The sequence below is a fragment of the Amniculibacterium aquaticum genome, assembly GCF_003852705.1.
GTDB lineage: Bacteria > Bacteroidota > Bacteroidia > Flavobacteriales > Weeksellaceae > Amniculibacterium > Amniculibacterium aquaticum.
The window spans coordinates 1-22,505 of record NZ_REFA01000005.1 but is presented as its reverse complement, the minus strand read 5'-3'; the positions used below and the strand labels follow the sequence as shown (position 1 = coordinate 22,505).

Annotated in this window: 20 protein-coding genes; 9 read left to right on the top strand and 11 right to left on the bottom strand. The window is 37.1% G+C overall.

From position 1 onward, the window contains the following. Positions 1 to 525 (top strand): GNAT family N-acetyltransferase, encoded by a 525-nt coding sequence (locus tag EIY84_RS03275; protein ID WP_124640476.1) that lies wholly within the window; start codon positions 1 to 3, stop codon positions 523 to 525. Between the two features lie 200 nt (positions 526 to 725). Here EIY84_RS03275 and EIY84_RS03270 read toward each other — a convergent pair whose 3' ends face one another. After that, positions 726 to 1,040, bottom strand: coding sequence for a DUF4286 family protein (locus EIY84_RS03270; RefSeq protein WP_124640474.1), 315 nt, complete (start codon positions 1,038 to 1,040; stop codon positions 726 to 728). Positions 1,041 to 1,183: 143 nt separating this feature from the next. Here EIY84_RS03270 and gyrA point away from each other — a divergent pair, with 143 nt between their 5' ends. Together gyrA and EIY84_RS03260 are read left to right on the top strand one after the other, a co-directional pair. Next, the gene (gene gyrA / locus EIY84_RS03265) at positions 1,184 to 3,745 is read left to right on the top strand and encodes a DNA gyrase subunit A (protein ID WP_124640472.1); all 2,562 of its coding nucleotides are present in this window, start codon (positions 1,184 to 1,186) and stop codon (positions 3,743 to 3,745) included. A gap of 62 nt (positions 3,746 to 3,807) precedes the next feature. Then, positions 3,808 to 5,178: a tetratricopeptide repeat protein gene (locus EIY84_RS03260; protein ID WP_124640470.1), complete on the top strand. Its 1,371-nt coding sequence runs from the start codon at positions 3,808 to 3,810 to the stop codon at positions 5,176 to 5,178. 140 nt (positions 5,179 to 5,318) lie between these two features. Here the strand turns inward: EIY84_RS03260 and EIY84_RS03255 are convergent, their stop codons facing one another. The 6 genes from EIY84_RS03255 to EIY84_RS03230 form a co-directional block, all read right to left on the bottom strand. Next, the gene (locus EIY84_RS03255) at positions 5,319 to 5,627 is read right to left on the bottom strand and encodes a helix-turn-helix domain-containing protein (protein ID WP_124640468.1); all 309 of its coding nucleotides are present in this window, start codon (positions 5,625 to 5,627) and stop codon (positions 5,319 to 5,321) included. Further along, a complete protein-coding gene (locus EIY84_RS03250; protein WP_124640467.1) occupies positions 5,627 to 5,974 on the bottom strand; it encodes a type II toxin-antitoxin system RelE/ParE family toxin in 348 nt (115 codons plus the stop codon). Before EIY84_RS03250 ends, EIY84_RS03255 begins: the two co-directional genes overlap by 1 nt. Before the next feature lie 148 nt (positions 5,975 to 6,122). Beyond that, positions 6,123 to 8,561: a hypothetical protein gene (locus tag EIY84_RS03245; RefSeq protein WP_124640465.1), complete on the bottom strand. Its 2,439-nt coding sequence runs from the start codon at positions 8,559 to 8,561 to the stop codon at positions 6,123 to 6,125. Between the two features lie 24 nt (positions 8,562 to 8,585). Then, complete coding sequence (locus EIY84_RS03240; RefSeq protein WP_124640463.1) at positions 8,586 to 9,242, bottom strand: metal-dependent transcriptional regulator; 657 nt, start codon at positions 9,240 to 9,242, stop codon at positions 8,586 to 8,588. 322 nt (positions 9,243 to 9,564) lie between these two features. Further along, a complete protein-coding gene (nhaA, locus tag EIY84_RS03235) occupies positions 9,565 to 10,731 on the bottom strand; it encodes a Na+/H+ antiporter NhaA (RefSeq protein ID WP_124640461.1) in 1,167 nt (388 codons plus the stop codon). A 9-nt stretch (positions 10,732 to 10,740) separates the two neighbouring features. Further along, complete coding sequence (locus EIY84_RS03230; RefSeq protein WP_124640459.1) at positions 10,741 to 12,948, bottom strand: RelA/SpoT family protein; 2,208 nt, start codon at positions 12,946 to 12,948, stop codon at positions 10,741 to 10,743. 29 nt (positions 12,949 to 12,977) lie between these two features. On the opposite strand from EIY84_RS03230, the gene EIY84_RS11795 reads away from it, so the two are divergent. The 3 genes from EIY84_RS11795 (at position 12,978) to EIY84_RS03220 (ending at position 15,603) form a co-directional block, all read left to right on the top strand. Then, positions 12,978 to 13,154 carry a hypothetical protein gene (locus EIY84_RS11795; protein ID WP_164472005.1) on the top strand — a complete coding sequence of 59 codons (177 nt, stop codon included), beginning with the start codon at positions 12,978 to 12,980 and terminating at the stop codon, positions 13,152 to 13,154. 196 nt (positions 13,155 to 13,350) lie between these two features. Then, entirely contained in the window at positions 13,351 to 14,547 is a 1,197-nt protein-coding gene (locus EIY84_RS03225; protein ID WP_124640457.1) for a C1 family peptidase, read from the top strand. A 330-nt stretch (positions 14,548 to 14,877) separates the two neighbouring features. Next, complete coding sequence (locus EIY84_RS03220) at positions 14,878 to 15,603, top strand: carbonic anhydrase family protein (RefSeq protein ID WP_124640455.1); 726 nt, start codon at positions 14,878 to 14,880, stop codon at positions 15,601 to 15,603. A 65-nt stretch (positions 15,604 to 15,668) separates the two neighbouring features. Here EIY84_RS03220 and EIY84_RS03215 read toward each other — a convergent pair whose 3' ends face one another. The 3 genes from EIY84_RS03215 to EIY84_RS03210 all read right to left on the bottom strand — a co-directional run bounded on the left by EIY84_RS03215 (position 15,669) and on the right by EIY84_RS03210 (position 19,045). Further along, the gene (locus EIY84_RS03215; RefSeq protein WP_241154721.1) at positions 15,669 to 17,225 is read right to left on the bottom strand and encodes a HAMP domain-containing sensor histidine kinase; all 1,557 of its coding nucleotides are present in this window, start codon (positions 17,223 to 17,225) and stop codon (positions 15,669 to 15,671) included. Between the two features lie 109 nt (positions 17,226 to 17,334). After that, positions 17,335 to 17,487 carry a hypothetical protein gene (locus tag EIY84_RS11790; RefSeq protein ID WP_164472004.1) on the bottom strand — a complete coding sequence of 51 codons (153 nt, stop codon included), beginning with the start codon at positions 17,485 to 17,487 and terminating at the stop codon, positions 17,335 to 17,337. A 220-nt stretch (positions 17,488 to 17,707) separates the two neighbouring features. Continuing rightward, positions 17,708 to 19,045, bottom strand: coding sequence for a sigma-54-dependent transcriptional regulator (locus tag EIY84_RS03210; RefSeq protein ID WP_124640453.1), 1,338 nt, complete (start codon positions 19,043 to 19,045; stop codon positions 17,708 to 17,710). Positions 19,046 to 19,208: 163 nt separating this feature from the next. Here EIY84_RS03210 and EIY84_RS03205 point away from each other — a divergent pair, with 163 nt between their 5' ends. Next, positions 19,209 to 19,808 carry a DUF2911 domain-containing protein gene (locus tag EIY84_RS03205; RefSeq protein WP_124640451.1) on the top strand — a complete coding sequence of 200 codons (600 nt, stop codon included), beginning with the start codon at positions 19,209 to 19,211 and terminating at the stop codon, positions 19,806 to 19,808. A gap of 102 nt (positions 19,809 to 19,910) precedes the next feature. On the opposite strand, the gene EIY84_RS03200 is transcribed toward EIY84_RS03205, so the two are convergent. Further along, positions 19,911 to 21,170, bottom strand: coding sequence for a chloride channel protein (locus tag EIY84_RS03200; protein WP_124640449.1), 1,260 nt, complete (start codon positions 21,168 to 21,170; stop codon positions 19,911 to 19,913). Between the two features lie 321 nt (positions 21,171 to 21,491). On the opposite strand from EIY84_RS03200, the gene EIY84_RS03195 reads away from it, so the two are divergent. Both EIY84_RS03195 and EIY84_RS03190 read left to right on the top strand, forming a co-directional pair. Beyond that, complete coding sequence (locus EIY84_RS03195) at positions 21,492 to 21,704, top strand: hypothetical protein (RefSeq protein ID WP_124640447.1); 213 nt, start codon at positions 21,492 to 21,494, stop codon at positions 21,702 to 21,704. 103 nt (positions 21,705 to 21,807) lie between these two features. Beyond that, complete coding sequence (locus tag EIY84_RS03190; protein WP_124640445.1) at positions 21,808 to 22,353, top strand: GNAT family N-acetyltransferase; 546 nt, start codon at positions 21,808 to 21,810, stop codon at positions 22,351 to 22,353. Positions 22,354 to 22,505: the final 152 nt, after the last annotated feature.

Below are 22,505 nucleotides of genomic sequence, written 5' to 3'. Positions count from 1 at the left end.
ATGAAAAAGATCAGCATCCCTCAAACCGTTAATTCTTACGAAATAAGAACGATGGAATACAACGATCTTGGTCGGGTTTTGGAAATATACCAAGAAGGAATTTCTTCTAAAATCGCCACTTTTCAAGAACAATCCGATGAAAAATCGTGGATGAAAATCCATTTGGAGCACAGCCGATTTGTTTTGGAAAATCAAAACGACGAAATTGTAGGTTGGTGCGCTCTGAAAAAACCGGAAAATACCACAATGTACAATGGGGTTGCAGAAATATCTATTTTTTTAGAAAAGGAATATCAAGGCAAAGGTTTGGGCAAGATACTTTTAGAAAAACTGATCTTGGATAGCGAAGAAAATGGTATTTGGACCTTACAAACCCATTTGATGGAGGAGAATGTTCTCGCTATAAAAATAGTTGAAAAATTTGGCTTTCGTAAAGTAGGAAAACGAGAAAAAATCAACCAGATCGATGGGGTTTGGAAGGATGTATTCCTTTTTGAAAGACGAAGCGAGAAGGATTTTTCTTAACGGCTGTATTTTTTTTTGAAGTAGAAATCATAGAAAAAGAAAACACCAATGATAAAAAATAAAGCACCCAATTTTCAAGGTGCTTTATTTTTTTTTAATCTATCGAGAATGACAAAATTTTACGATAATTCACAGCGTACTTTAGTCTGAAACAACGGGTTATACAGGTGTTACAAATTTGTCATGTACTCAGAAAAATCTTACAGTTTTGACTTTTTAGGATTGAGAAATGTACAAAAGAGCATGACTTGATTTCCGAATTTAGACGCAATTCGGTCTTCAATATTGACCAGCTCACTTTCTAGGAATTGTTGTCGGTATTCAGCGTTCTCAAAAACCATCAAAAGGTTATAATTTTTACCTTCTTGTATCATGTCACTTTCCACTTCAGAGAGAATGTATTTCTCCACATCCATCAGGTTTTCAACCATTTCCGAAACGGTGTTGTTGAAGTAATCTTCCCATTCCGTCAGTCGTTCTGCAACGCAATGAAAGGTAAGGCTCAGTATGCTCATTTTTATATTTATTTTTTGATTAATGTGGATAAATTTCGTTGCAAAAATCGGTAAAATTTTGTAAATTTACCCGTTATTTCGTTTTGAAAATTCAAAGAATCGTTTGACCCATTTCGGTTGAAGGTTTTTATTAAAAAATTAATATGCAAAAAGAAGGAGAAAGACTTATTCCCATCAATATTGTTGATGAAATGAAATCTTCTTACATCGATTATTCCATGTCTGTGATTGTTTCCAGAGCATTGCCCGATGTAAGAGATGGTTTGAAACCCGTCCACAGAAGAGTACTTTACGGTATGTACGGATTGGGTGTTTTTTCTAATAGAAAATATCTGAAATCGGCCAGGATCGTTGGGGATGTTTTGGGTAAATACCACCCCCACGGAGATTCCTCAGTTTACGATGCCATGGTGCGTATGGCTCAACCTTGGAGCTTGCGTTATCCACAAGTCGATGGACAGGGTAACTTCGGTTCCATGGACGGTGATCCACCAGCAGCAATGCGTTATACGGAGGCCAGACTGAAAAAGATTTCCGACGATATCCTATCCGATTTGGACAAGGATACGGTAGATTTCCAAAATAACTTCGACGACTCTTTGCAAGAGCCTACCGTAATGCCTACAAAAATTCCAAACCTTTTGGTAAACGGAACTTCGGGTATTGCCGTGGGTATGGCGACCAACATGGCACCTCATAACCTTACAGAAGTGGTGGACGGAATTTGTGCCTACATCGACAACAGAGACATTACCATTGACGAATTGATGAAGCATGTTATTGCTCCGGATTTCCCAACGGGTGGTATTATCTACGGTTATGACGGGGTTAGAGATGCTTTCCACACCGGAAGAGGTAGGATTGTACTTCGTGCAAAAGTAGGCTTTGAAGAAATAGGAAACAGAAATGCCATTATCGTTACCGAAATCCCTTACCAAGTAAACAAAGCCGAAATGATAGCCAGAACGGCCGAGTTGGTGAAAGATGAAAAAATACCGGGCATCTACGAAATTCGTGACGAGTCCGATAGAAACGGACTAAGAGTCGTTTATGAACTGAAAAACGATGCCATCCCGAATGTTGTACTCAATTTATTGTACAAATATACGGCGTTACAAACTTCTTTCTCGGTGAATAATATTGCATTGGTTAAAGGAAGACCAGAACAACTGAATCTGAAAGACATCATCCATCATTTCGTAGATCACAGACACGAAGTGGTCATCCGCAGAACCGAATTTGAACTGAAAAAAGCCAAAGAAAGAGCACACATCTTGGAGGGCTTTATGAAAGTTATCGGAACTCAAGATTCTTTGGACAGAGCCATTGCCATCATCAGACATTCTGCCAATCCTCAAGAAGCAAAAGAAGGATTAATGACCGAATTCGAACTTTCCGATCTTCAAGCTCAAGCCATTTTGGATCTCCGTTTGGCAAGACTTACCGGAATGGAATTGGATAAAATCCGTGCTGAGTACGAAGAAATAATGGCGTTAATCAAAGATTTGGAAGATATCCTGGCCAACGAATCCAGAAGATTCCAGATCATCAAAGACGAATTGTTAGAAGTTAAAGAAAAATACGGAGACGAAAGAAGATCCGAAATAGACTTTGCAGGTGGCGATATGTCGATTGAAGATTTTATCCCGAATGAAACGGTGGTACTTACCATTTCTCATGCCGGGTACATCAAAAGAACTTCGCTTTCCGAATACAAAATACAATCCAGAGGCGGCGTAGGAAACCGTGCTGCGACTACAAGAGACGAAGATTTCTTGGAGTACATCGTTTCGGCAACCAACCACCAATACATGTTGTTCTTTACCGAAAAAGGAAAATGCTATTGGCTAAGGGTGTTCGAAATTCCTGAAGGTTCCAAAACAGCGAAAGGTAGAGCCGTGCAAAACCTCATCAACATAGATCCAGACGATAAGATCAAAGCTTACATCCGTACCAACGATCTTAAAGACAGCGACTATGTAAACTCCATGTCTGTGGTGATGATTACCAAGAACGGAACCATCAAAAAAACCTCATTGGAAGCCTATTCCAGACCAAGAACCAACGGAATCAATGCCATAGAAATCCGTGAAGACGATCAGCTTTTAGGAGCTAGATTGACCAACGGACAGTCCGAAATTATGATCGCAACCAAAAACGGAAAATGCATCCGTTTCCCTGAAGAAAAAGTAAGAGAAGTAGGTCGTGGATCCATCGGTGTTCGTGGTATTACCATGGAAGACGGAGACGAAGTGGTAGGCATGATTGTGGTAAATGATGTGGAGAAAGAAACCGTTTTGGTCGTTTCTGAAAGAGGATACGGAAAAAGAACTGCCGTGGAAGACTATCGTATTACCAACCGTGGTGGAAAAGGGGTAATCACCCTAAATATCACTGAGAAAACGGGTCAGTTGATTGCCATACAGAATGTTACCGATGAAGACGGTTTGATGATCATTAACAAATCCGGTGTTGCCATCCGTATGGGAATGGACGAGATGCGTGTGATGGGTAGAAATACACAAGGGGTGAAGGTCATCAACCTAAAAGCCAAAGACGAAATTGCAGCCATTGCAAAAGTAGAAATGGATAAAGAGGTAGAAGAAGAGGTAGTTGAAGGTGATGAAATTAATCCTGAGAATACAGAATTGAACAATTCTGAAAACACTTCTGAAAACACAGAAATCAACAACGATAACGAATAATACTAACTTTGGACAGGTTTTTGCTTGTCCATTTTTTTAATTTTTAAGATAATTTAGTTTTTATGAAAAAAATAGTTCTAAGTGTATTGGTATTAGCTTTCAGCTTTTCATTTGCACAAAAAAAGGAAATACAAGCGGCTTTCAAAGCTTTAGAAGGTGGAGAAACAACGGTAGCGAAAACCAAAATTAACGAAGCCAGCTCTCTCTTGGGTGGGAAAACTCATCTGTTGGATCCGGAAACTCTTGAGCAATATTATTTCGTAAAAGGTCTTGAGCTAATGACTGCCGGACAAACTTCCGAAGGGGCTACCATGCTTTCCAAAATTTCCGAAATGGCAAGACAAAAAGTCTATACCGGAAAAGATGCAGAGAAAAACAAAGTGTACTATTGGGGAGAAGAAGCTGCTAAAGCCTCTGGAATTGCCGGTTTGAAAGAAGATCGTTATGCTCCGACTACTTTACCAAAACTAAACGCATTGATCAATCCATTTTTGCAAAAAGCCAACCAAGATGCTGTGGATGCCTACAATGCAAAAAATTATGACAAAGCTGGAGACAAATTTAAAGAAACCTATTACTTGCTAAAAGTGGGTGGACAAAACAACGGTCAGTTTTTGTACAACGCTGCGCTGAGCTATGCTTATGCTAAGAAAAACGACAAAGCCCTAGAAATCATGCAACAATTGGTGAACTCCGGTTATACAGGTGTAGAAACCAATTATTTAGCAAAAAATAAAGCGGGAAAAGTTGAAAATTTCGATAAAACAACTTGGGAAATGTTGAAAAAATCAGCAGATTACTCAGACTTCAAAACGGAAACAACAAAAAGTATAGAGCCGGAAATCTACGAAGAAACCGTAAGATTGCTAATTGAAGCAGGTAAAAATGACGAAGCCATTGCTTTGATTGACAAAGGATTGAAAAAATTCCCAAACAATGCACGATTATCAGAATTGCAAGGAGTGGTCTATTACAAGTCCGGGAAAAACGATCAGTTCTTAGAAAGTTTGAAAGCTCAAGTGGCCAAAAATCCGAACGACAAAACCAATTGGTACAATTTAGGTGTTCTGCAAAGTAAAAATCCTGCAACGGTTGCAGAGGCTGAAGCTTCTTTCAAAAAAGCATTGGACCTGGATCCTAAAATGGTGAGTGCTTGGCAAAATCTTACTTTCTTAGCCATGGGTGATGATGAAAAAGCGGTTGCCGATATCGAAACTGCAAGAAAAGCGGGTAAGACAGAACTCTTCAATAAATTGTTGCAAGAAAGAAGAAATCGTTTTTCTAAAACCCTTCCTTACGCAGAAAAATGGTACGAAATCGATAACAAAAATATAGATGTTGTTGAGTTGCTTGCCGATCTGTATCGTTCTACAAAAAATGAAGCAAAAGCTGCTGAATACAAAGCAAAAGCCGCTGCAATGAATAAAAAATAATTTTTATCCATTTCAAAAGAATAAAGCTGTCCAGACTTTTTGGGTAGCTTTTTCTTTGTATAATGTGTAAGTTTTCAGGGGGGATTCCAAGAAAACGGTAGCAGGTATTATTTAAAATTCTTGTTGTGCCTTCGGCATGGTTATAAGGCAAGGTTCTTATGGTTAATTTCCACATTAAAATGAACTTTTGCGCCCAAAGCTTCAAAAACCTTTAGAATAGTTGTAAATCTCGCATCAGTTGTACTGTTTTCTATTTTTGAAATCTGAGCCTTCTTTACACCAACAAGGTCACCCAATTCTTCTTGTGTCAATTTTTTTTCTTGACGAGCCTGTTTTATGGCTTGACCTAATAAATCCAAACGAAGTTCATTTTCGAATTCGTCTCTTTTTTTTGAGCCTTTTTTTCCAATGTATTGGTCAGTTAATTCATCTAAACTATATGTTTTCATTATTTCTTGCTTTTCTTGTTAAAATACTCCTCTCTTAATTTCTCTGCTCGTTCAATTTCACTTTTCGGAATTTTATCTGTCTTTTTGATTAATCCATGACTTGAAATTACCACCGTATCTTGTTTGTCCGATTTGTCCCAAAATGCAAAAAGTCGATAATATGCTTTGTTATATTTTGTTCTAAATTCCCAAATTTCATCTTGTAATTTTTTGAAAAGTTCTTTGTCATTCGTACTTCTTGCTTTCCAGATGTTGTAAATGATTTTATTTCTTGATTTTTCATCAAGCTCATCAAGAAAGGATTTTGCCTCCTCCAAAAAGTTAACTCGAAATTTGTAATCATCCATTCAAGAATATTTTGTACAAAGATAGAAGTTTCTTATTTAGGAAACAAAGTGTGACGGATAATTTCCTATTTTTTAATTTTTGAAAAAAAATAATCCATAATTCTGAAAGTGTTCGATTTTCGCAATGTTACCGTCCAAAGGTTTCAAACTATTCCCTCAAAAATCCATACTCATAAATTTTGGGTTTTATTTTGTCTGCCAAAACCGCCATTTTGTTTTTGAGTGCTGCATTCAGTTCGGTATAAGTTTCATCAGTACTTTTAGCGTTCATTTTCCCTTTGTCGTTTCTGCCTTGGAAATGTTCTCTGATGTCGTAATAACTAGCGTTGGCATTGGCATTGGGCTGTGCATGATAATAACACCAAAGTGCTCTTCCTGCATCAAAAACCGCTTGGGCTTCCTGAGAAAATACTAAAGGCTGATGGTTGGTCTTTGTTTCTCCAAATAAAGACGCTTCTTCCGACTGAGGGAGTTTACCTTTTATAAAACGAGTCATAAAATCGCTTTCAAACTTGTCTTGGGCATTGACTTCCTGCTCGGTAAACGGAATCCAATGGTTGGTGCCCTCGCTATTGGTAATTCTGTTTTGTCCATGAAAAAGGGTAAACGCTAAACAATCGTTCTGAAATTCGGTGTCCGACTGCCAACCGTCATTAGGAAATAAAAATTGATCTCTGTCGTTGAGCCAAGTGGCTTCTATACAATGACGAACTGAAAAATATACAGCACCAATTAATAAATTGTTTTTTGAAAAATATAAATGAAATCTATGGTCATTTTTTTCATTTTCTAAATTATCTACAAAAACATAATTTTTATTTTGAAAATCAGGAGTTGAACAATCAAGAAAACCTATATTCAAATTAGATTTATCTTGAAATTTATTTATCCATTGGTTTATTCCTTTTGATAAATTACCATAAAATCCTTTAGTTGTATTGTATTCGCCATTTTTGGAAAATACATCGGTAATAATGGTATCCATTTTTACTTTTTCGGAAGTATTCCAAATGGTAAAACCAATAGGGAATTTGCCTTTTACATTATCAAAGGTATCTGCCGGTACCACAAAACCACCTTTATAATCGGCAAGGAAATATTCTTTAAATTTTTTAAAATTAGAACCGTTAATGAATTTCATTTTAGAAAATTGACTGATAATACAATTAGGTATTTTTTCATAAATTCTAGCCATAAACAACGCAAAAATTTCGTTTACAGCATTACCAATTATTGGTTTTAATCTTTCATTTATTCCAAAAATTAATGTAATATCCTTTTTGTGCATCTTTCCTAGACCTGTTCCTGCTTCCGCATACGGCGGATTAATATAGACCACTAATTTTTTTCTTTTTTCTGTATTATTAATGATATCGAACAGAGAATCGGGCATTTTCCCACCTTTGGAAACGGGGCTAAAATCATCGTTTAAGAAATCAAACTGAAAGACATTTTTTTGCAACAAGTTGGCACCGTGGTCTATCCGCTCGTGCATCACATTAACATCGGCTTGGTCCAGCGTACTGGCATAAATATTATACTTGTTGGTAAGACCTGCCAGTAGATTTCCGGTTCCGGCGGCACAATCCCAGATGTAATAATCGTCTTGCCAGTTTTCGCCCAAATAATCGGTGAGGTATTTTTGGGAAAGTTCAACCCACTGCCTTGGGGTGAAGAAAGCCCCTTTGCGTTCTCTAATATCTTGGGGTACCAGCAAGTCTCGGCGTTCGATAATATATTCCTGATACGCTTTGATGGGCGGTCTTTTGTATCTTTTCCAAAACTGTTGGTAGCCGTCCTTGTTGCGGATGGTAATGGTGGCATCAAACATCTGCTTGATGTTTTCTTTGGCTATCTTGTAGCCTTGGTTTTGGTAGATGACAAAGAGATTGTCCCGGATGGTGAGGTCGTCATCTATGTTATGGGTATTTCTGTCGTCCACAAAAAGGTCAGCCAGATAGAAATCGCTGTCCAGGATGTTGGCTTTTTTCAGCTCGTCCCAATTGACTTCTATATTGGGTTTTACAAACTCTAACCAACGGAGGTAGATGGGGATAAAGTTGTTTTTATCGATTTTTATTTTGGCGGTTTCTGTGGCTTTGGCAATATTATTGGCGATGAAGAATTTGAGCTCTTTTTCGTCTTTTTGATAATCGTAAACCGAGGTACTTTGTTTCAGGATGGCTTCTACACGGTCTTTGATGAGTTGAAACTCTTTGGTGTCGTGATTGCTGGGCGTTACATTCCAATTGAAATCGTTAAGGTAAAAAATATCCTGAATGCTGATGTAAGATACAAACGCCATTTTTTTGAAGTCGAAAGCCCCGAGAAATGCAGGAGGCAGGGTTTTGTCGAAGGTTCTGGCTTTGCCAATCGTCAGGATGAGTTGTACAAACATGGTGGTTACATCGTAATTCCCGGTTTTGGCTTCTGCCCAAAGGAGTGGCGTTCTGCCGAATAAACTATCTAGTTTTGGAAAAACAGAAAAATCGATATTGCCAATGATTTCAGTGGTGTCGAAATTTTTAAACCAGTCTGCCCCGACTTTATTTTTGAGTTCTTCTTCTCGGATGTTTTTGTATTTCATTTGTTGTGTAAGATGCTGTGTTGTTTATAGTTTTACCAAAAGTTTTTCGCAGACCATGTGGCTCAAAGTTTCGGTTCTGTCTTCTATTTTTATGATCATGGACAGGTCGTATTTTTCAATTTTTTCAATTTCTAATTTCTGTCCCAGTTTTAGGTTTCTTTCGTTCAGATAGGTTAGGAAATCGTCTTCGGAGGTGGTCACAGCAGAGAAAATAACTTTAGACTTTAACTTGCATTGGCTTAGTTTTACAAAATCCTGAGAAATGATGTTTCCATCCTTGTCCGGAATGGGTTCGCCATGAGGATCCATCTTTGGAAAGTCCAACAACTCGTCCATTTTATCAAAGAAAATAGGGGAGTGCACATGCTCCAGTTGTTCAGCAATTTCGTGAACATTTTCCCAGCCGAAGTTCATTTTTTTTACCAAAAACATTTCTGTCAAACGGTGTTTTCTCACCACCAAAGCCGCTTCTTTTCTTCCCGATTCTGTTATTTTTATGGGTTTGTAACTTTCGTAAACAATCCATTTTTTTTCGGCAAATTTTTTCATCATGTTGTTTACCGTTGGCATTTTTACATTCAGAAATTTAGAGATTTCATTTACACTCACTTCGTTTTTCTCGTTGGCAAGATGAAAAAAAGCTTTCAGATAATTTTCTTCGGTTAGGGTGTTTCTTAACATGTTCGAATTTTTTAATGCATGACAAAAAATAACTTAATAAAAACCACAACTTGTCCCGATTTTTCGGGATGGTCACAAAGGAAGTGTCGCTTTTTGCAAAAATAAAAAGTAATTGCACGCATAAGATTTCCGTCTTTGACAGATACTAAGTGCAGTTATACAATCTTATTCCTGTATACACGATGGGCTGTGTGGTTTAATGAACTGATTGTTTTTAAGTTACAATTTTAGTAATGTACTTAGAGTTTTATAAAAACAAATCTAACAAAAAAAGACCAAGAATCTGTTTGTTTTTTGTATTGAAATGAATTTCACATCGATATTAAGAATTTCTTTTTCTTTTTGCTAACGCATTCAGAAGGCTGTATCCGGCAAAACCAGAAACGATGGACGCAATCAAGATGGCAAATTTGGCTTCGTCCTGAATGATGGGATCTTTGAAGCAGATAACGGCAATAAAAATGGACATGGTAAAGCCAATTCCGGCCAATAGACCGGCTCCGATCAAATGAGTCCAAGTGCTTTTGTCGGGCAGCTGTGAGATGTTTAATTTGATGGCAATAAAAGAAAATAGATTGATGCCCATGACCTTACCGGCAAACAATCCCAAAATAATTCCTAAACTGAAGGGACTTGCTAAATGATCGACCATGCCTTTGTGAAAACTGATGTTGGTATTGGCAAGAGCAAAAATGGGCATGATGAGAAAGTTAACCGGCAAATGCAGCTTTTCTTCTAATTTTTCTAAGGGCGAAATTTCAGTTTCGGATGTGTTGCACGGTATGGTAAAGGCCAACAAAACGCCGGCAATGGTAGCATGAATACCGCTGTGGTGCATGAAGTACCAAAGAAAAATTCCCGGTATGATGTAAAAAATATGTTTTTTAACTTTAAAAAAATTCAGCAAAAGCAACAGAATAAAAATTCCCAGTGAAATAAAAAGGTAAGAAGTCTCAAGCTTTTCCGAATAAAACAGTGCAATAACCAAGATTGCTCCCAAATCATCGACGATTGCCAGTGCCGTTAGAAAAATTTTGACAGCAGCCGGAACCTTATTACCCAACATGGAAATGATTGCCAAAGAAAATGCTATATCGGTAGCCATCGGAATTCCCCATCCGTTGGCGTATTCTGTATTTTGGGTGAAAAACATGTAGATAACGGCAGGGATAACCATGCCGCCTATTGCAGCAAAAATCGGAAGTGAGGCATTTTTTAAGTTAGAAAGTTCGCCTTCTACCAATTCTCTTTTTATTTCCAGTCCGACCAATAGGAAGAAAATGGCCATCAAACCATCGTTGATCCAGATGCTTACAGGGTATTTTAAGTGCAGGCTTTCGTTACCCAATTCTGTATCCAAAAGCGACTGAAACAAGGTGCCCAAAGACGAATTGGCCAGCAATAAGGAAATAAAAACACAGACAAGGAGTACAATCCCAGACGATTGGGAGTTGTGAAAAAATTGGCTAAAATATCGGCTGATCTTCATGTGGTATAGTTAAGAGCGGATGACTTTGTTAATTCCGGCTACGGTTTTTAATTTTTTGATGGTTTCTTCCAACTGTAATTTATTTTTAACTTCCAAAATTATGGTTCCTGTAAAGATACCATCGTTGGATGCAATGGACATGCTCTTCATGTCCATGCTCATGGAGTTGGTGATGACTTGGGTGATGTCGGAGATCATGCCCATTCTATCCAAACCTTCAATGTCAACTTTAACACGATTTTTAAAGCTTTCCTCGTTCACCCATTTGGCTGTTAATACCCGATAATCGTATTGAGCTCTTAGGTTGATGGCATTCGGGCAATTGTCGTTGTGTACTTTGATGCCTTCGGAAATGGTAATAAATCCAAAAATTTTATCACCAGGAATTACCGTACAGCATTTTGCGTAGGAATAGTTGAGTTTTTCCTCATCTTTTCCAAAGACAATCATGTCCAGATTTTCTTTGGGTTGTTCTTCAAAAGCGGTATTTTTAGTGGGCGATTTTCTAATTCTGGTCCAGATATTGTTCAGCACATTTTTGCTGTGCTCCACATATTTTCGGATATCCGACGCATCCAAACTGCCGTCTTGGAAGCCCATGAAAAGGTCTTGTGAGGTTTTGAAACCAAAGAACTTTTGCATTTTATTGATCTCCTTGTCGTTGTAGGGCAATTTGGCATGGCGCAGTTTTCTTTGTAGGATTTCTTTTCCTTCGGATACGAGATTGTTTTTTTCGGTATTCAGGTAGGTTTTTATCCTCGCTCTGGCTTTGGAAGTTACTAAAAATTCTAACCAATCCAATTTTGGTTTCTGATTTTTTGAAGACAGAATGTCGATCTGGTCACCGTTTTGTAAAACATAAGAGATCGGTACCAGCTTGCCGTTGACCTTGGCACCCAAACAATGAAATCCCAAATCCGAGTGTACGCTAAAGGCGAAATCCAAAGCGGTAGAATTGGTTGGTAAAATTTTTATTTCTCCTTTTGGGGTGAACACAAAAACTTCCTTGGAGTATAAGTTTAGTTTGATGTTGTCCAACAATTCGGTGGTGGAAAGGGATTGTTGATTTTCCAATACCTCACGGATTTCGGATACCCAAGATTCAAAATTGGTATCGTCGGAGTTTTGCCTAAAACCTTCCTTGTATTTGTAGTGTGCCGCAACTCCTTTTTCGGCAACATCGTCCATTCTTTCGGATCGGATCTGTACTTCTATCCATCTTTTATCCGGACCCAAAACGGTTAGGTGCAAACTTTCATAGCCTGTGGCTCTGGGTTGGGTGATCCAATCTCGCATCCTGGACGGATTGCTGTGGTACAGGTCGGTGACAATGGAATAAATTTTCCAAGCGATGAATTTTTCATTCTTGGCATCGGATTTATAAATGATCCTAATGGCGTAATTGTCAAAGACTTCTTCGAAAGGGACGCCTTGTTTTTGCATTTTTCTATAAATGGACGAAATGGCTTTTGCACGACCTTTTATGTTGAAATGAAGCCCTTCTTCTTTCAGATGGCTGGAAACTTCTTTGGTAAATTCGTCAATATAAGTTTGGCGAAGCTCTCTATCGTGTTTTAATTTTTCTGTAATTTCTGTGTACACATCCGGATTGTTGTACTTCATGGAAAGGTCTTCCAATTCGGACTTTATGTTGTATAGCCCCAAACGATGGGCAAGTGGAGCGTAGATGTACACGGTTTCCGAAGCAATTTTCATTTGCTTGTCGGGTCTCATGCTTTCCAAAGTTCTCATGTTGTGAAGTCGGTCGGCAATTTTGATCAGGATCACACGGAAATCTTCTGAAAGGGTGAGCAGAAGTTTTCTGTAGTTTTCACTTTGTATGGAGATGTTTTGGTGGTTCATGATGGAGATTTTGGTCAATCCCTGAACGATTTTTGCAATTTTATCTCCAAATATTTTTTCCAGATCTTCGTAGGTGTATTCGGAATCTTCGATCACATCGTGTAGAAGTCCACATGCGATGGATGTTGCCCCCAAACCAATTTCTTTAGCCACAATTTTGGCTACCGCAATGGGATGATAGATGTAGGGTTCGCCGGTCTTTCTGCGTTGATCTTTGTGAGCATCCAAGGCAATGTCGAATGCTTTTCGGATCAGTTTGTTTTGATCTTCATCGAGAGTTCTGTATGTGCTGGAAATGAGGTCTTTGTAACGAGCAAGGATCTCTTTGTTTTCTTTTTCTAAGTCGTAAGCCATCTTCACTAATCTTATAGGTTTACGAATATATGAAAAAAAATGTTTTTTTTGAAGGTTTATGTCGTTTGTCAGCTGTTTTTGTTGAATATTTTTTGTTTTACATGGAGTTTGATTTCTGGGTTATGACAATGTGTGCGATTTTGAAAAAGATGAAGCAAAGCAAGCCCAGACATCCTAGCCCTGGTGGTAGCGGCATCCTTTTGTAAGCTGTGGAAAGGGCTTGGCACAAAAGATAGAGCGGACAATAGGACGGGTAGAGAATTGGGGATCCGTCTTGATGCTCCCAAAAAAAGCGATATTTTTATGGATTTTTTTGAAAAATATGATTAAAAATTAATTAAAAACCGTGTTTGTATGCTTGTGATGATTAAATTTGTGCGGTAAAATTTTCAACTAAAAATTATGAACAAAAAAAGAATGTTGATGATGGCCTTGCTTGCTGTGGGGACTTTTTCAATGGCACAAGATCATTTGGTGAACAGCCTAAAAAATAATGTTTCGGAAAATCCGGATTTTAAATTTACCATCCTAAAGGAAATCGGAAATACCAATGTTAAAGATCAGGGTTCGTCGGGGACTTGTTGGTCGTATTCCGGGAATTCTTTTTTGGAGTCGGAAATGATCAAAAATGGTAAGCAACCTGTGGATATTGCAGAGATTTTTACGGCGAGAAATGTATATCACGACAAAGCAAAAAGATTTGTTTTGTTTGGTGGAGCCATCTCTTGGGGCGATGGAGGCGAGTTGCACGATGTGATCAATATGTATAAAAAATACGGAGCTGTACCACAAGAGGTGTACACCGGATTGCAGTTTGGACAGAGCCGTAACAACTTTACCGAAATGCAAGCCGTGGTAAAAAATATGTTGGATACCTATGCTAAAAATCCGTCTAAAAAATTATCTCCAAATTGGTTGTCGAACATCGATGCGATTATGGACAGTTATTTGGGCGAATATCCAAAAGAATTTGAGTACAAAGGAAAAAAATATACCCCAAAATCGTTTGCCAAAGAAGTGGTGGGCATCAATGCCGATGATTATGTAGAGCTGACTTCGTACAAAGATTATCCGTATTACGAAAAATTTGTAACCCCAATCCCGGATAACTGGAGCCACGACATGATGTGGAATGTACCGATGACGGATCTTACAAAAATTATCGACTATGCTTTGGAAAAAGGATATACCGTAGGTTGGGCAACCGATGTTTCGGAGCCGTATTTTTCGTATAAAAATGGGGTAGCCTATGTTCCGGATATCAACTTGGACGAGATCGATGCCAAAACCAAAGCTGAACTTTTTAAAGGGCCAAAACCGGATAAAAAAATTACCGAAGAAATGCGTCAGGAAGGTCTGAATGATCTTACCACAACAGACGACCACGGTATGCACATCGTAGGATTGGCAAAAGACCAAAGCGGTAAAGAGTATTATATCGTGAAAAATTCTTGGGGTGCTACCAACGATTACAAAGGATATCTTTATGTTTCTAAACCGTATGTACAGTTTAAATCTACTGGAATTTTGCTCAATAAAAATGGAATTCCGAAAGACATCGTTTCTAAATTGAAAGTGAAAACCGATATCGGATTGTAATTTTTTTAAAAGTATAAGTTATGAGAGCCGTCCAACTTTTTGGACGGTTTTTTTTTGCATATTGCTGGAAGCTGGTTTTGAAATTTTATCGATAAATCTTGTTTTCTAACTTTTGTACAAACACAGCGTTTTTTGAAAACAATAGGAGAGGATTTGATGATTGGTATGCTAAAAATCATGTTGTTTTAGCAGATTGTATGGAGAAAAATCATGTATTTGTATCGTGATGCAATAGATTTCTAAACTATTTTTACCAAATAATTTTGAACACATAATTGTGTTTGAAAATAAGATAAAAATATCCGAAAATGAATTTCAATTATTAAAGTTATGAATATAAAATCCCTTTCTGCACTGTTCATTGGTCTTGCGATTCTTTCGTGCCAACAAGTTTCTACAGCAAAGACAAGCAAATCAAAAGAAAATGCAACACATCATGTGATGACAAAAGAAAAACAAACCCAGACAAGTCCGGATCAGGTTTTGAAGGATCTTGTGGACGGTAATCTTCGATTTCAAAATGGAAAAGGTATAGATAGAGACCACCAACTGCACATCAGTAAGACCAGTTACGGACAACATCCAAAGGCAGTAGTGTTGAGCTGTATCGATAGTCGTGTTCCTGTGGAGCATGTATTCGATCAGGGTATTGGAGATATTTTTGTTGGGAGAGTGGCAGGAAATTTTGTCAACGAAGATATGTTGGGGAGTATAGAATATTCGTGTAAAGTTGCAGGATCCAAATTGGTTATGGTACTGGGACACCAACATTGTGGTGCCATAAAAGGTGCGATTGACGATGTGAAATTGGGAAACATCACTCCGATGTTGGAAAAGCTAAAACCGGCTGTACAGATGAGCGCATCATTTGATGCTGAAAAAACGACAAAAAATGAAAAGTATGTAAAACATGTTTCTGAAAACAATGTTCGATACACCATGAACCAAATCCGTGAGAAAAGTCCTGTCCTAAAGCAAATGGAAGATCAAGGAGAAATAAAAATTGTAGGAGCTTATTATCAGGTTTCTACCGGGAAGATCGAATTTGTTCATTAACAAATTTCGTCTCTTGAAAAATGATAAAAACAGTCTGTTAGGTCCTATTCTAACAGACTGTTTTTTTATGTGCAAAGTGGCAGTTGGAAATAGAAAGTGCTGCCTTCGCCGTAGCTGCTTTCTACCCAAAGTTTTCCGCCTTGTGCTTCTATAAATTCTTTACAGATGCTTAGTCCCAGACCGGTTCCGTCTTTTTTATTACCGGGGATTTTATAATATTTATCAAAAATACGATCCAGATATTGTTGTTGCATTCCTTGTCCATGGTCTTTTACAGAGAAAATGACTTGATTTTCTTTTATATCAATTCTTAAATTGATTTCTGAATTTTCATAAGAATATCGAATGGCATTAGAGAGTAAATTGGTTAGCACCCACGATGTTTTCTCAGCATCGGCCATTATTTTTATATCATCTTGTACGGTTGGACTTTTTATGCTTATGTTTTTTTGTTCAGCAACAGATTTTACCGTTTCTACAGCATCTTTTAGAATGGGTTGTATGGTGGTTATTTGAGGTTCAATATGTATCGCACCACTTTCTACTTGCGTTATGTTGAGCAGTTCTCGGGTAATTTTCAACAACCGATTAGAATCTTCCATGATTCCCAAAACAAGTTCTCGCTGGTCTGTGTTTAGACTTCCAATATTTTGATTTTGAAGCAATTGTGTACCCAGTTGTATGGAGGCAATTGGGGTTTTGAATTCATGAGAAACCGTTCCTAAAAAATTGGTTTTTGCAAGATCCAATTCCTTGAAGGCGGTAATGTTTCTGAGCATGATTACTTGTCCAATGAAACGAGAGTCTTGTTCTCCTGTTGGTACAATATTTATGTTAATAACTTCTTTTTCGAAATAACTTTCTTTGTTATGTGCATAGATTTTCAGTGGCGAATTATTCTTTTTTTGATCTTTATCTGGAAATATATCTTTAATGATTTCACGGATCAAATCATTGTTTACAGCGATGTTTTGAATGGGTTTGCCAATGAGGTCTTCTCTTTTTAACCCACTAATCATCAGTGCTTCTTCATTTATAAAAAGAATAATTTTATCTTCATCTATCCCGATTACAGGATCGTGCATGTTATCGATTAGCGTTTCTATTCTTTTCTTGCCTTTTAATATTTTCTCCAGTTTACTTTCGGAATATTCTTCCAGTTTTTCTGCCATGGTATTGAAAGAATTGGCCAAATCTCCAAACTCTGAATTGCTTTGAAAATGAACTCTGTTTTTATAATTCTGATTGGCAATTTGCTTTGTACTTTCGGTAAGTTCTTTTATGGGATCGGCAATACTGGATGGTAAATTTACCAAGAGTATGAATGCAAAAATGAAACAAAGCGTCCCAACAACAGAGATGACAACAATAGCATCTTGTGCGGTATCTTCGGCTATGAAACTCTTCCTTTCTATGGCATCCATATTCAGTCGCATCAGCTCGGTGAGATCCTTTCGTACAGAGGAAACCAAGTGGGGATTTTCAAGGTCTTTTCTTAGTTGATGGTAGTGTTGATAGACCAATTGAGTTGCCTCTTTTTCTCCAACCTCCGTAATGTTTTTACTTTGATTTTTTAAATTATTTTCAAAATTGAATAGAGCAACTTGAGGATTTTTTTTCATGTCTTCCAAAGCCAAGATCATATTTCTTGAATACAAAAGTGTATTGTAATTGGCTTTCAGGATGTTGTTGGTGTCTTCCTGCGATCAATAATAAAATGGTAATCATAATTTAGGTGTTAAAAATGGTTTTGTTGTATCGTATGCAAAAACCAAAAATGATGAGGATGGCATAGATGATGACGAGTAGGTGAAATGGCGTAAATCCTTTTCTTGTGGACGGAGGAATTTTCTTTTCATTCCAATGGGAGTTCTGGTTTCTCATTTTATTTAATTTTGTTCATGGTTCTTATGCCAAATTATGTTCCGTTGCGGAATGAGAAGTTGTAAGTCATTGGCTATAAGTTGTATAATTGATTTTATTATTTTTTGAAATGTAGGAAGCCTATCAAAATGAAAGGGGTGTTTATCAAAATGATATTGATACAAAAAAAATACCCACGAAATATTTCGTGGGTACATGAATTAAGTTCAGGTTGTAATGCTTATTTTATCTGGTATTCATCAATCTTTCGATACAAAGTGGCAATGCCAATTTCTAAAAGTCGGGCTGTTTCGGCCTTGTTGCCTCCGGTATGATTGAGGATTTTTTGAATATGCAGTTTTTCTGCGCTGGCCATAGAAAAGGCAGAAAGCGATTTGCCCATTGTTGGGTTAAATTGCAATTCTTGTGGAAGGCTTTCAATTCCCAAAATATCGGTATCGGATAATATAACACTTCTTTCGATGATGTTTTTTAGTTCACGGATATTTCCTTTCCAATTGTTATTTTGTAAGGCGCCAATAAATTTGGGGGACAGTTGCAGTTGTTTTCTGTTGGATTTGTGTGCAAACATATCTGCATAATATTTTGCCAAAAGTGGGATATCTTCTTTTCGCTCCCGCAAAGCAGGTAGAGCAATGCTGAATACGGAAAGTCGATAGAACAAATCACTTCGGAAATTTCCTTTTTCGACTTCTTCTTCCAGGTTTCTGTTGGTAGCAGCAACAATTCGGATATTAACTTTTCTAGGTTTGGTATCGCCCACACGAAGAAACTCACCGGTTTCTAAAACTCTCAAAATTTTTGCCTGTAGTTCCAAAGGCATCTCACCGATTTCGTCTAAGAAAATGCTGCCGTTATTTGCTTCTTCGAACAAGCCCATCTGATCTTTGTTTGCCCCTGTAAATGCTCCAGATTTATGTCCGAAAAGTTCGTTTTCTAAAAGATCTTTACTGAATGCCGAACAGTTGATGGCTACAAAATTTCCTTTGTTTCTGCCACTGGATTGGTGTATGGCTTGTGCAAAAACTTCTTTCCCGGTTCCGGTTTCTCCAGTTAGAAGCACCGTGGTGTCTGTATTTGCAACTTTTTGAGCTAAAGAAATTACATTTTGCAAACATTTGGATTGGCCTATAATATTTTCAAAAGTATATTTCTTGGTCAGCTGTTGTTCCAGTTTTTCAATTCTTTTGTTTTGATTTACCTTTTCTTGAGCTTTATAGAGCAGGGGAATAATGCGGTGGTTATCATCTCCTTTGGTGATGTAGTCGAAAGCTCCATGTTTTATGGCCAAAACACCATCCGGAATATTTCCAAATGCCGTAAGTAGGATGATTTCTAGTGCTGGATAAAGTTTTTTTATTTCTTTAACCGTTTCTACTCCATTGCCATCCGGGAGTTTAACATCGCAAATTACCACATCAATATCTGCTAACTCCAATCGTTTTAGCCCCGATTTTATGGTTGATGCTTGGCATACTTCAAAACCTTCCAGAGATATTATTTTTACAAGGAGGCTTCTTAATTTTTCTTCGTCGTCTATGATGAGTACTTTGGTCACAAAAAATAATTTTATACAAATATATAAATCTATTACAAGTGCACTTTCAAATCGTGCACTTTCATACGAGGGGTATTTCTCAGATTTCTATCATGAATTATATCAACCCAAGGCATATATCTGTAAATTTTGATTAATTTTAGCCTCAAATTATTTTAAAATTATGAAAAAGTATATTTTAACCCTAGCATTGGGGATTTCTTCATTGGCATTTTCTCAGGATTATTCAGTGCCTGCAGCTAGTCCCAGACATAAAATTGAACATCAATTTTCCATATCCAAAGTAAGTGTAGATTACGGAAGACCGGGCGTAAAAGGCAGAGAAATTTTCGGAAAACTAGTTCCCTTCAACGAAGTGTGGAGAACGGGTGCCAATTCATCAACCAAAATAACATTTGGACAAGAGGTGAGTTTTGGTGGTAAAACAGTTCCTGCAGGGACTTATGCTTTGTTTATCGTACCTCAAGCACAATCATGGAAATTAATTTTGAATAAAGATTCTCAGCAATGGGGCGCTTATGGATACAACGACAAGCTGAATGTTACCGATATCGATGTTCCTGTTCAAAAATTGCCACAGACTATGGAATGGTTTACAATTGAACTAAATCCAGCAAAAGACGATCAATTGGACATGACGGTAGAATGGGAAAACTCTAAAGTAGTTGTGCCGATCCGCGTGGCAAAAGCTGAGGTTACCAACAAAATGATTGAAAAACTAAAAGAAGCTAAAAAAATTGAATGGGACGCTGGAAAAAAATAATTCAATAAAAAATCGTGTTATTTTTAAATAATGGATCTTAAATTCCTGTTGAAAGGAGTACAAAAAAACCGTTTCATTGTGTTATGAGACGGTTTTTTTATTCTATTTTGTAGGCTTACTAAGGTAAGTATAAACATTGTAGGGTAGGATGAATTTTTGGGTAAATAATTTTGAAATAAAACTTACCACCAAGATTGGAAACGCCAAGTTGAAGCCGTTAGGGACCAAATTGCAAATTAAAAAAAGTGTGGTGAGTGGCGCATAAATGGAGGTGGACAATGTTGCGGCGGCACCAATCAAAGCAAAATTTAACGGGTTGAGATTCGTCCCAAAAATAGAATTACACATCAAAGTGAAAGCAACTCCAAGATAAGCTCCTGCAACAATACTTGGTGCGAAAACTCCGCCATCGCCACCTGCACCTAAAGTTAGTGAAGATGCGATGGGCTTTAGCAACGCCAAAATAAGTAAGAAAAGTATGGAATTTTGGTACGGATTTTTGAAAATTTCGTTGAGTGAATGATAGCTGTCGCCGTACAAAAATGGAAAAGAGAACAACAGGATACCTACCAAAATGGCTCCGGAATTTACCCTCAAAAAGTTGTTGTTAATTTGGTTGAAGAAATCTTTAATATGAACAACCAATAAAGTAAAGTAAGCCGAAAGAAGTCCCGAAATTAGGCTCAACACAATCATAAAAGGAAGTGCAACCCAAGTCCAATCGCCAATGGGTGTAGAAATGATGGGCTTTGTGGGAAATAAATAAAGTGCCAACCAAGATGCAAATGCAGCAGTCGTACAACTGATAAAAAGTGTTTTATTCACTTTTCTTGCAATCACTTCCAAGGCGAACAACCAACCCACCAATGGAGAGCCAAATAAAATAGAAATCCCGGCGCATACACCGGCACAGATCAGCTCCAACTTGTACACATTGGCGGTAAAACTTTTTTCGTAAAAGGCATTTCCAACGGTTGCTGTAGCCACAACTGTAGAAACTTCAATCCCAGTTGAACCTCCAAAAATTACGGTTAAAAATCCGTTGAGATAGTGCGATGGAATCTTGAAAAATGGCAAATGATCTTTTCTTTGATCTACCGTTTTGTAAATTTCGGCAATCCCTTTATTCTTTCGATTTTGAAAAAGATATTTCCTTAGAAAATAAATGGCGGTTATCCCAATTGTTGGTAGAAATATAAGGCTAATAGTGTGGTATTGATGAGCCAAATGAAAGATAAACTCTTCGGAATGTTCGGTTAAAAGTTTCAAAGAATAGGCTAAAGCAGCGGTTATGCAACCAATCGCAAAGGAAATAAGGATCAATCTGTAATAATGTTTTCTTTGGATTTGCTTTCGATTCATTGGGGTTAAATATTTGGTTAATGCAAAAATATGCTATTATTTTTTTATAAATATTAAATTTCGACTGTTTTTTTATTGATAAAATAAGATTTTAATAATTTATAGAATGGTTAGATCCATTTGTTTTTCACATCCGTCGATGCAAAAATTATTGTATTTTTTTTTGGTGTCATAAAACCACGATAGTGTGTTGAAAATGAGAAAATTGAATTTATTGTAAAACTGTTAAAATAATTGAATATTTAAAATAATTAATAAAAAAAGTAAAATTATTTTGCTGTATTAAAAATAATTTATACTTTTATCAAACGAAAATGAAATATGAAAAGGGAAGATAAAGTAAATGTATTCGAAACCGATAATCCTAAAGAAGTTGAAGAAATTCTTCAACTATTGGAAAAACAAAACATCGCAACTGAAGTAGAAAAAAAAGTAGATGAAGACGATGATTTTGAATACTATCAAATAAAAGTTGCTCTTTTGGACGAACAAAAAGCATTCACTTTTATTGATGATTATTTAGAACAGCCCTAAAATTAATGGACACCAAATAATTTCTATCATAATTTTAAATTTTACTATTAGAAAATCGGAATTTGTAATGAATTCCGATTTTTGCATTTCAAAACGATAAGCCATGGAAAAGGAAATAGTTTTCAGACCAGCCAATCCTGATGACGCACAAGCAATATGGAAAATACTGTCACAAGCCATCATCAGAAGAAAAAACGATGGAAGCCAGCAGTGGCAAGACGGATATCCCAATCCGGAAACGGTCGATAATGATATTGACAATCAATGGGGTTTTGTGCTGCAGGTCGGTGATGAGGTTGCAGTTTATGCAGCTTTGATCAAGAATTTCGAGCCGGCTTATGAGGAAATAAAAGGTCAGTGGATCAGCCATCAAGATTTTTTAGTGGTCCATAGAGTTGCGGTTTCTGAAAGCTTTTTGGGTAAAGGTTTGGTGAAAGTTTTGTTTCAACAAATAGAAGCGTATGCCGTTTCACAAGGTATTTTCAGTATAAAAATGGATACCAATTTCGATAATTTGCCCATGTTGAAAATAGCAGAAAAATTGGGATATGTCTATTGCGGAAAAGTTTATTTTCGTGGGGGAGAGCGCTTAGCATTGAACTTGTTTAAAGTAAAAAAATCGATAAACACCTTTAAAAAAAGGCGTTAATTATTTGTTTAAAAGACTGGTATTTAGTATATTAGAGGAAAAATAACTACAAATTTCTCTATGCAAAAGAATACCAGTCGAAGTTGTAAAAATAATGATTTATCAGAAGTTATAAAAGAAATATGTGAAATTGTATCCTTAGGATTGAAAAA

What these genes read in the sequence shown, in the direction of transcription:
- nhaA (WP_124640461.1), bottom strand. Translation starts at nt 10,731, where the DNA reads ATGAAGATCAGCCGATATTTTAGCCAATTTTTTCACAACTCCCAATCG.
- EIY84_RS03200 (WP_124640449.1), bottom strand. Translation starts at nt 21,170, where the DNA reads ATGAATCGAAAGCAAATCCAAAGAAAACATTATTACAGATTGATCCTT.
- EIY84_RS03230 (WP_124640459.1), bottom strand. Translation starts at nt 12,948, where the DNA reads ATGGCTTACGACTTAGAAAAAGAAAACAAAGAGATCCTTGCTCGTTAC.
- EIY84_RS03270 (WP_124640474.1), bottom strand. Translation starts at nt 1,040, where the DNA reads ATGAGCATACTGAGCCTTACCTTTCATTGCGTTGCAGAACGACTGACG.
- EIY84_RS03245 (WP_124640465.1), bottom strand. Translation starts at nt 8,561, where the DNA reads ATGAAATACAAAAACATCCGAGAAGAAGAACTCAAAAATAAAGTCGGG.
- EIY84_RS11795 (WP_164472005.1), top strand. Translation starts at nt 12,978, where the DNA reads ATGAAAAAAAATGTTTTTTTTGAAGGTTTATGTCGTTTGTCAGCTGTT.
- EIY84_RS03260 (WP_124640470.1), top strand. Translation starts at nt 3,808, where the DNA reads ATGAAAAAAATAGTTCTAAGTGTATTGGTATTAGCTTTCAGCTTTTCA.
- EIY84_RS03205 (WP_124640451.1), top strand. Translation starts at nt 19,209, where the DNA reads ATGAAAAAGTATATTTTAACCCTAGCATTGGGGATTTCTTCATTGGCA.
- EIY84_RS03195 (WP_124640447.1), top strand. Translation starts at nt 21,492, where the DNA reads ATGAAAAGGGAAGATAAAGTAAATGTATTCGAAACCGATAATCCTAAA.
- EIY84_RS03240 (WP_124640463.1), bottom strand. Translation starts at nt 9,242, where the DNA reads ATGTTAAGAAACACCCTAACCGAAGAAAATTATCTGAAAGCTTTTTTT.
- EIY84_RS03215 (WP_241154721.1), bottom strand. Translation starts at nt 17,225, where the DNA reads ATGAAAAAAAATCCTCAAGTTGCTCTATTCAATTTTGAAAATAATTTA.
- EIY84_RS03190 (WP_124640445.1), top strand. Translation starts at nt 21,808, where the DNA reads ATGGAAAAGGAAATAGTTTTCAGACCAGCCAATCCTGATGACGCACAA.
- EIY84_RS03225 (WP_124640457.1), top strand. Translation starts at nt 13,351, where the DNA reads ATGAACAAAAAAAGAATGTTGATGATGGCCTTGCTTGCTGTGGGGACT.
- EIY84_RS03250 (WP_124640467.1), bottom strand. Translation starts at nt 5,974, where the DNA reads ATGGATGATTACAAATTTCGAGTTAACTTTTTGGAGGAGGCAAAATCC.
- gyrA (WP_124640472.1), top strand. Translation starts at nt 1,184, where the DNA reads ATGCAAAAAGAAGGAGAAAGACTTATTCCCATCAATATTGTTGATGAA.
- EIY84_RS03220 (WP_124640455.1), top strand. Translation starts at nt 14,878, where the DNA reads ATGAATATAAAATCCCTTTCTGCACTGTTCATTGGTCTTGCGATTCTT.
- EIY84_RS11790 (WP_164472004.1), bottom strand. Translation starts at nt 17,487, where the DNA reads ATGAGAAACCAGAACTCCCATTGGAATGAAAAGAAAATTCCTCCGTCC.
- EIY84_RS03255 (WP_124640468.1), bottom strand. Translation starts at nt 5,627, where the DNA reads ATGAAAACATATAGTTTAGATGAATTAACTGACCAATACATTGGAAAA.
- EIY84_RS03275 (WP_124640476.1), top strand. Translation starts at nt 1, where the DNA reads ATGAAAAAGATCAGCATCCCTCAAACCGTTAATTCTTACGAAATAAGA.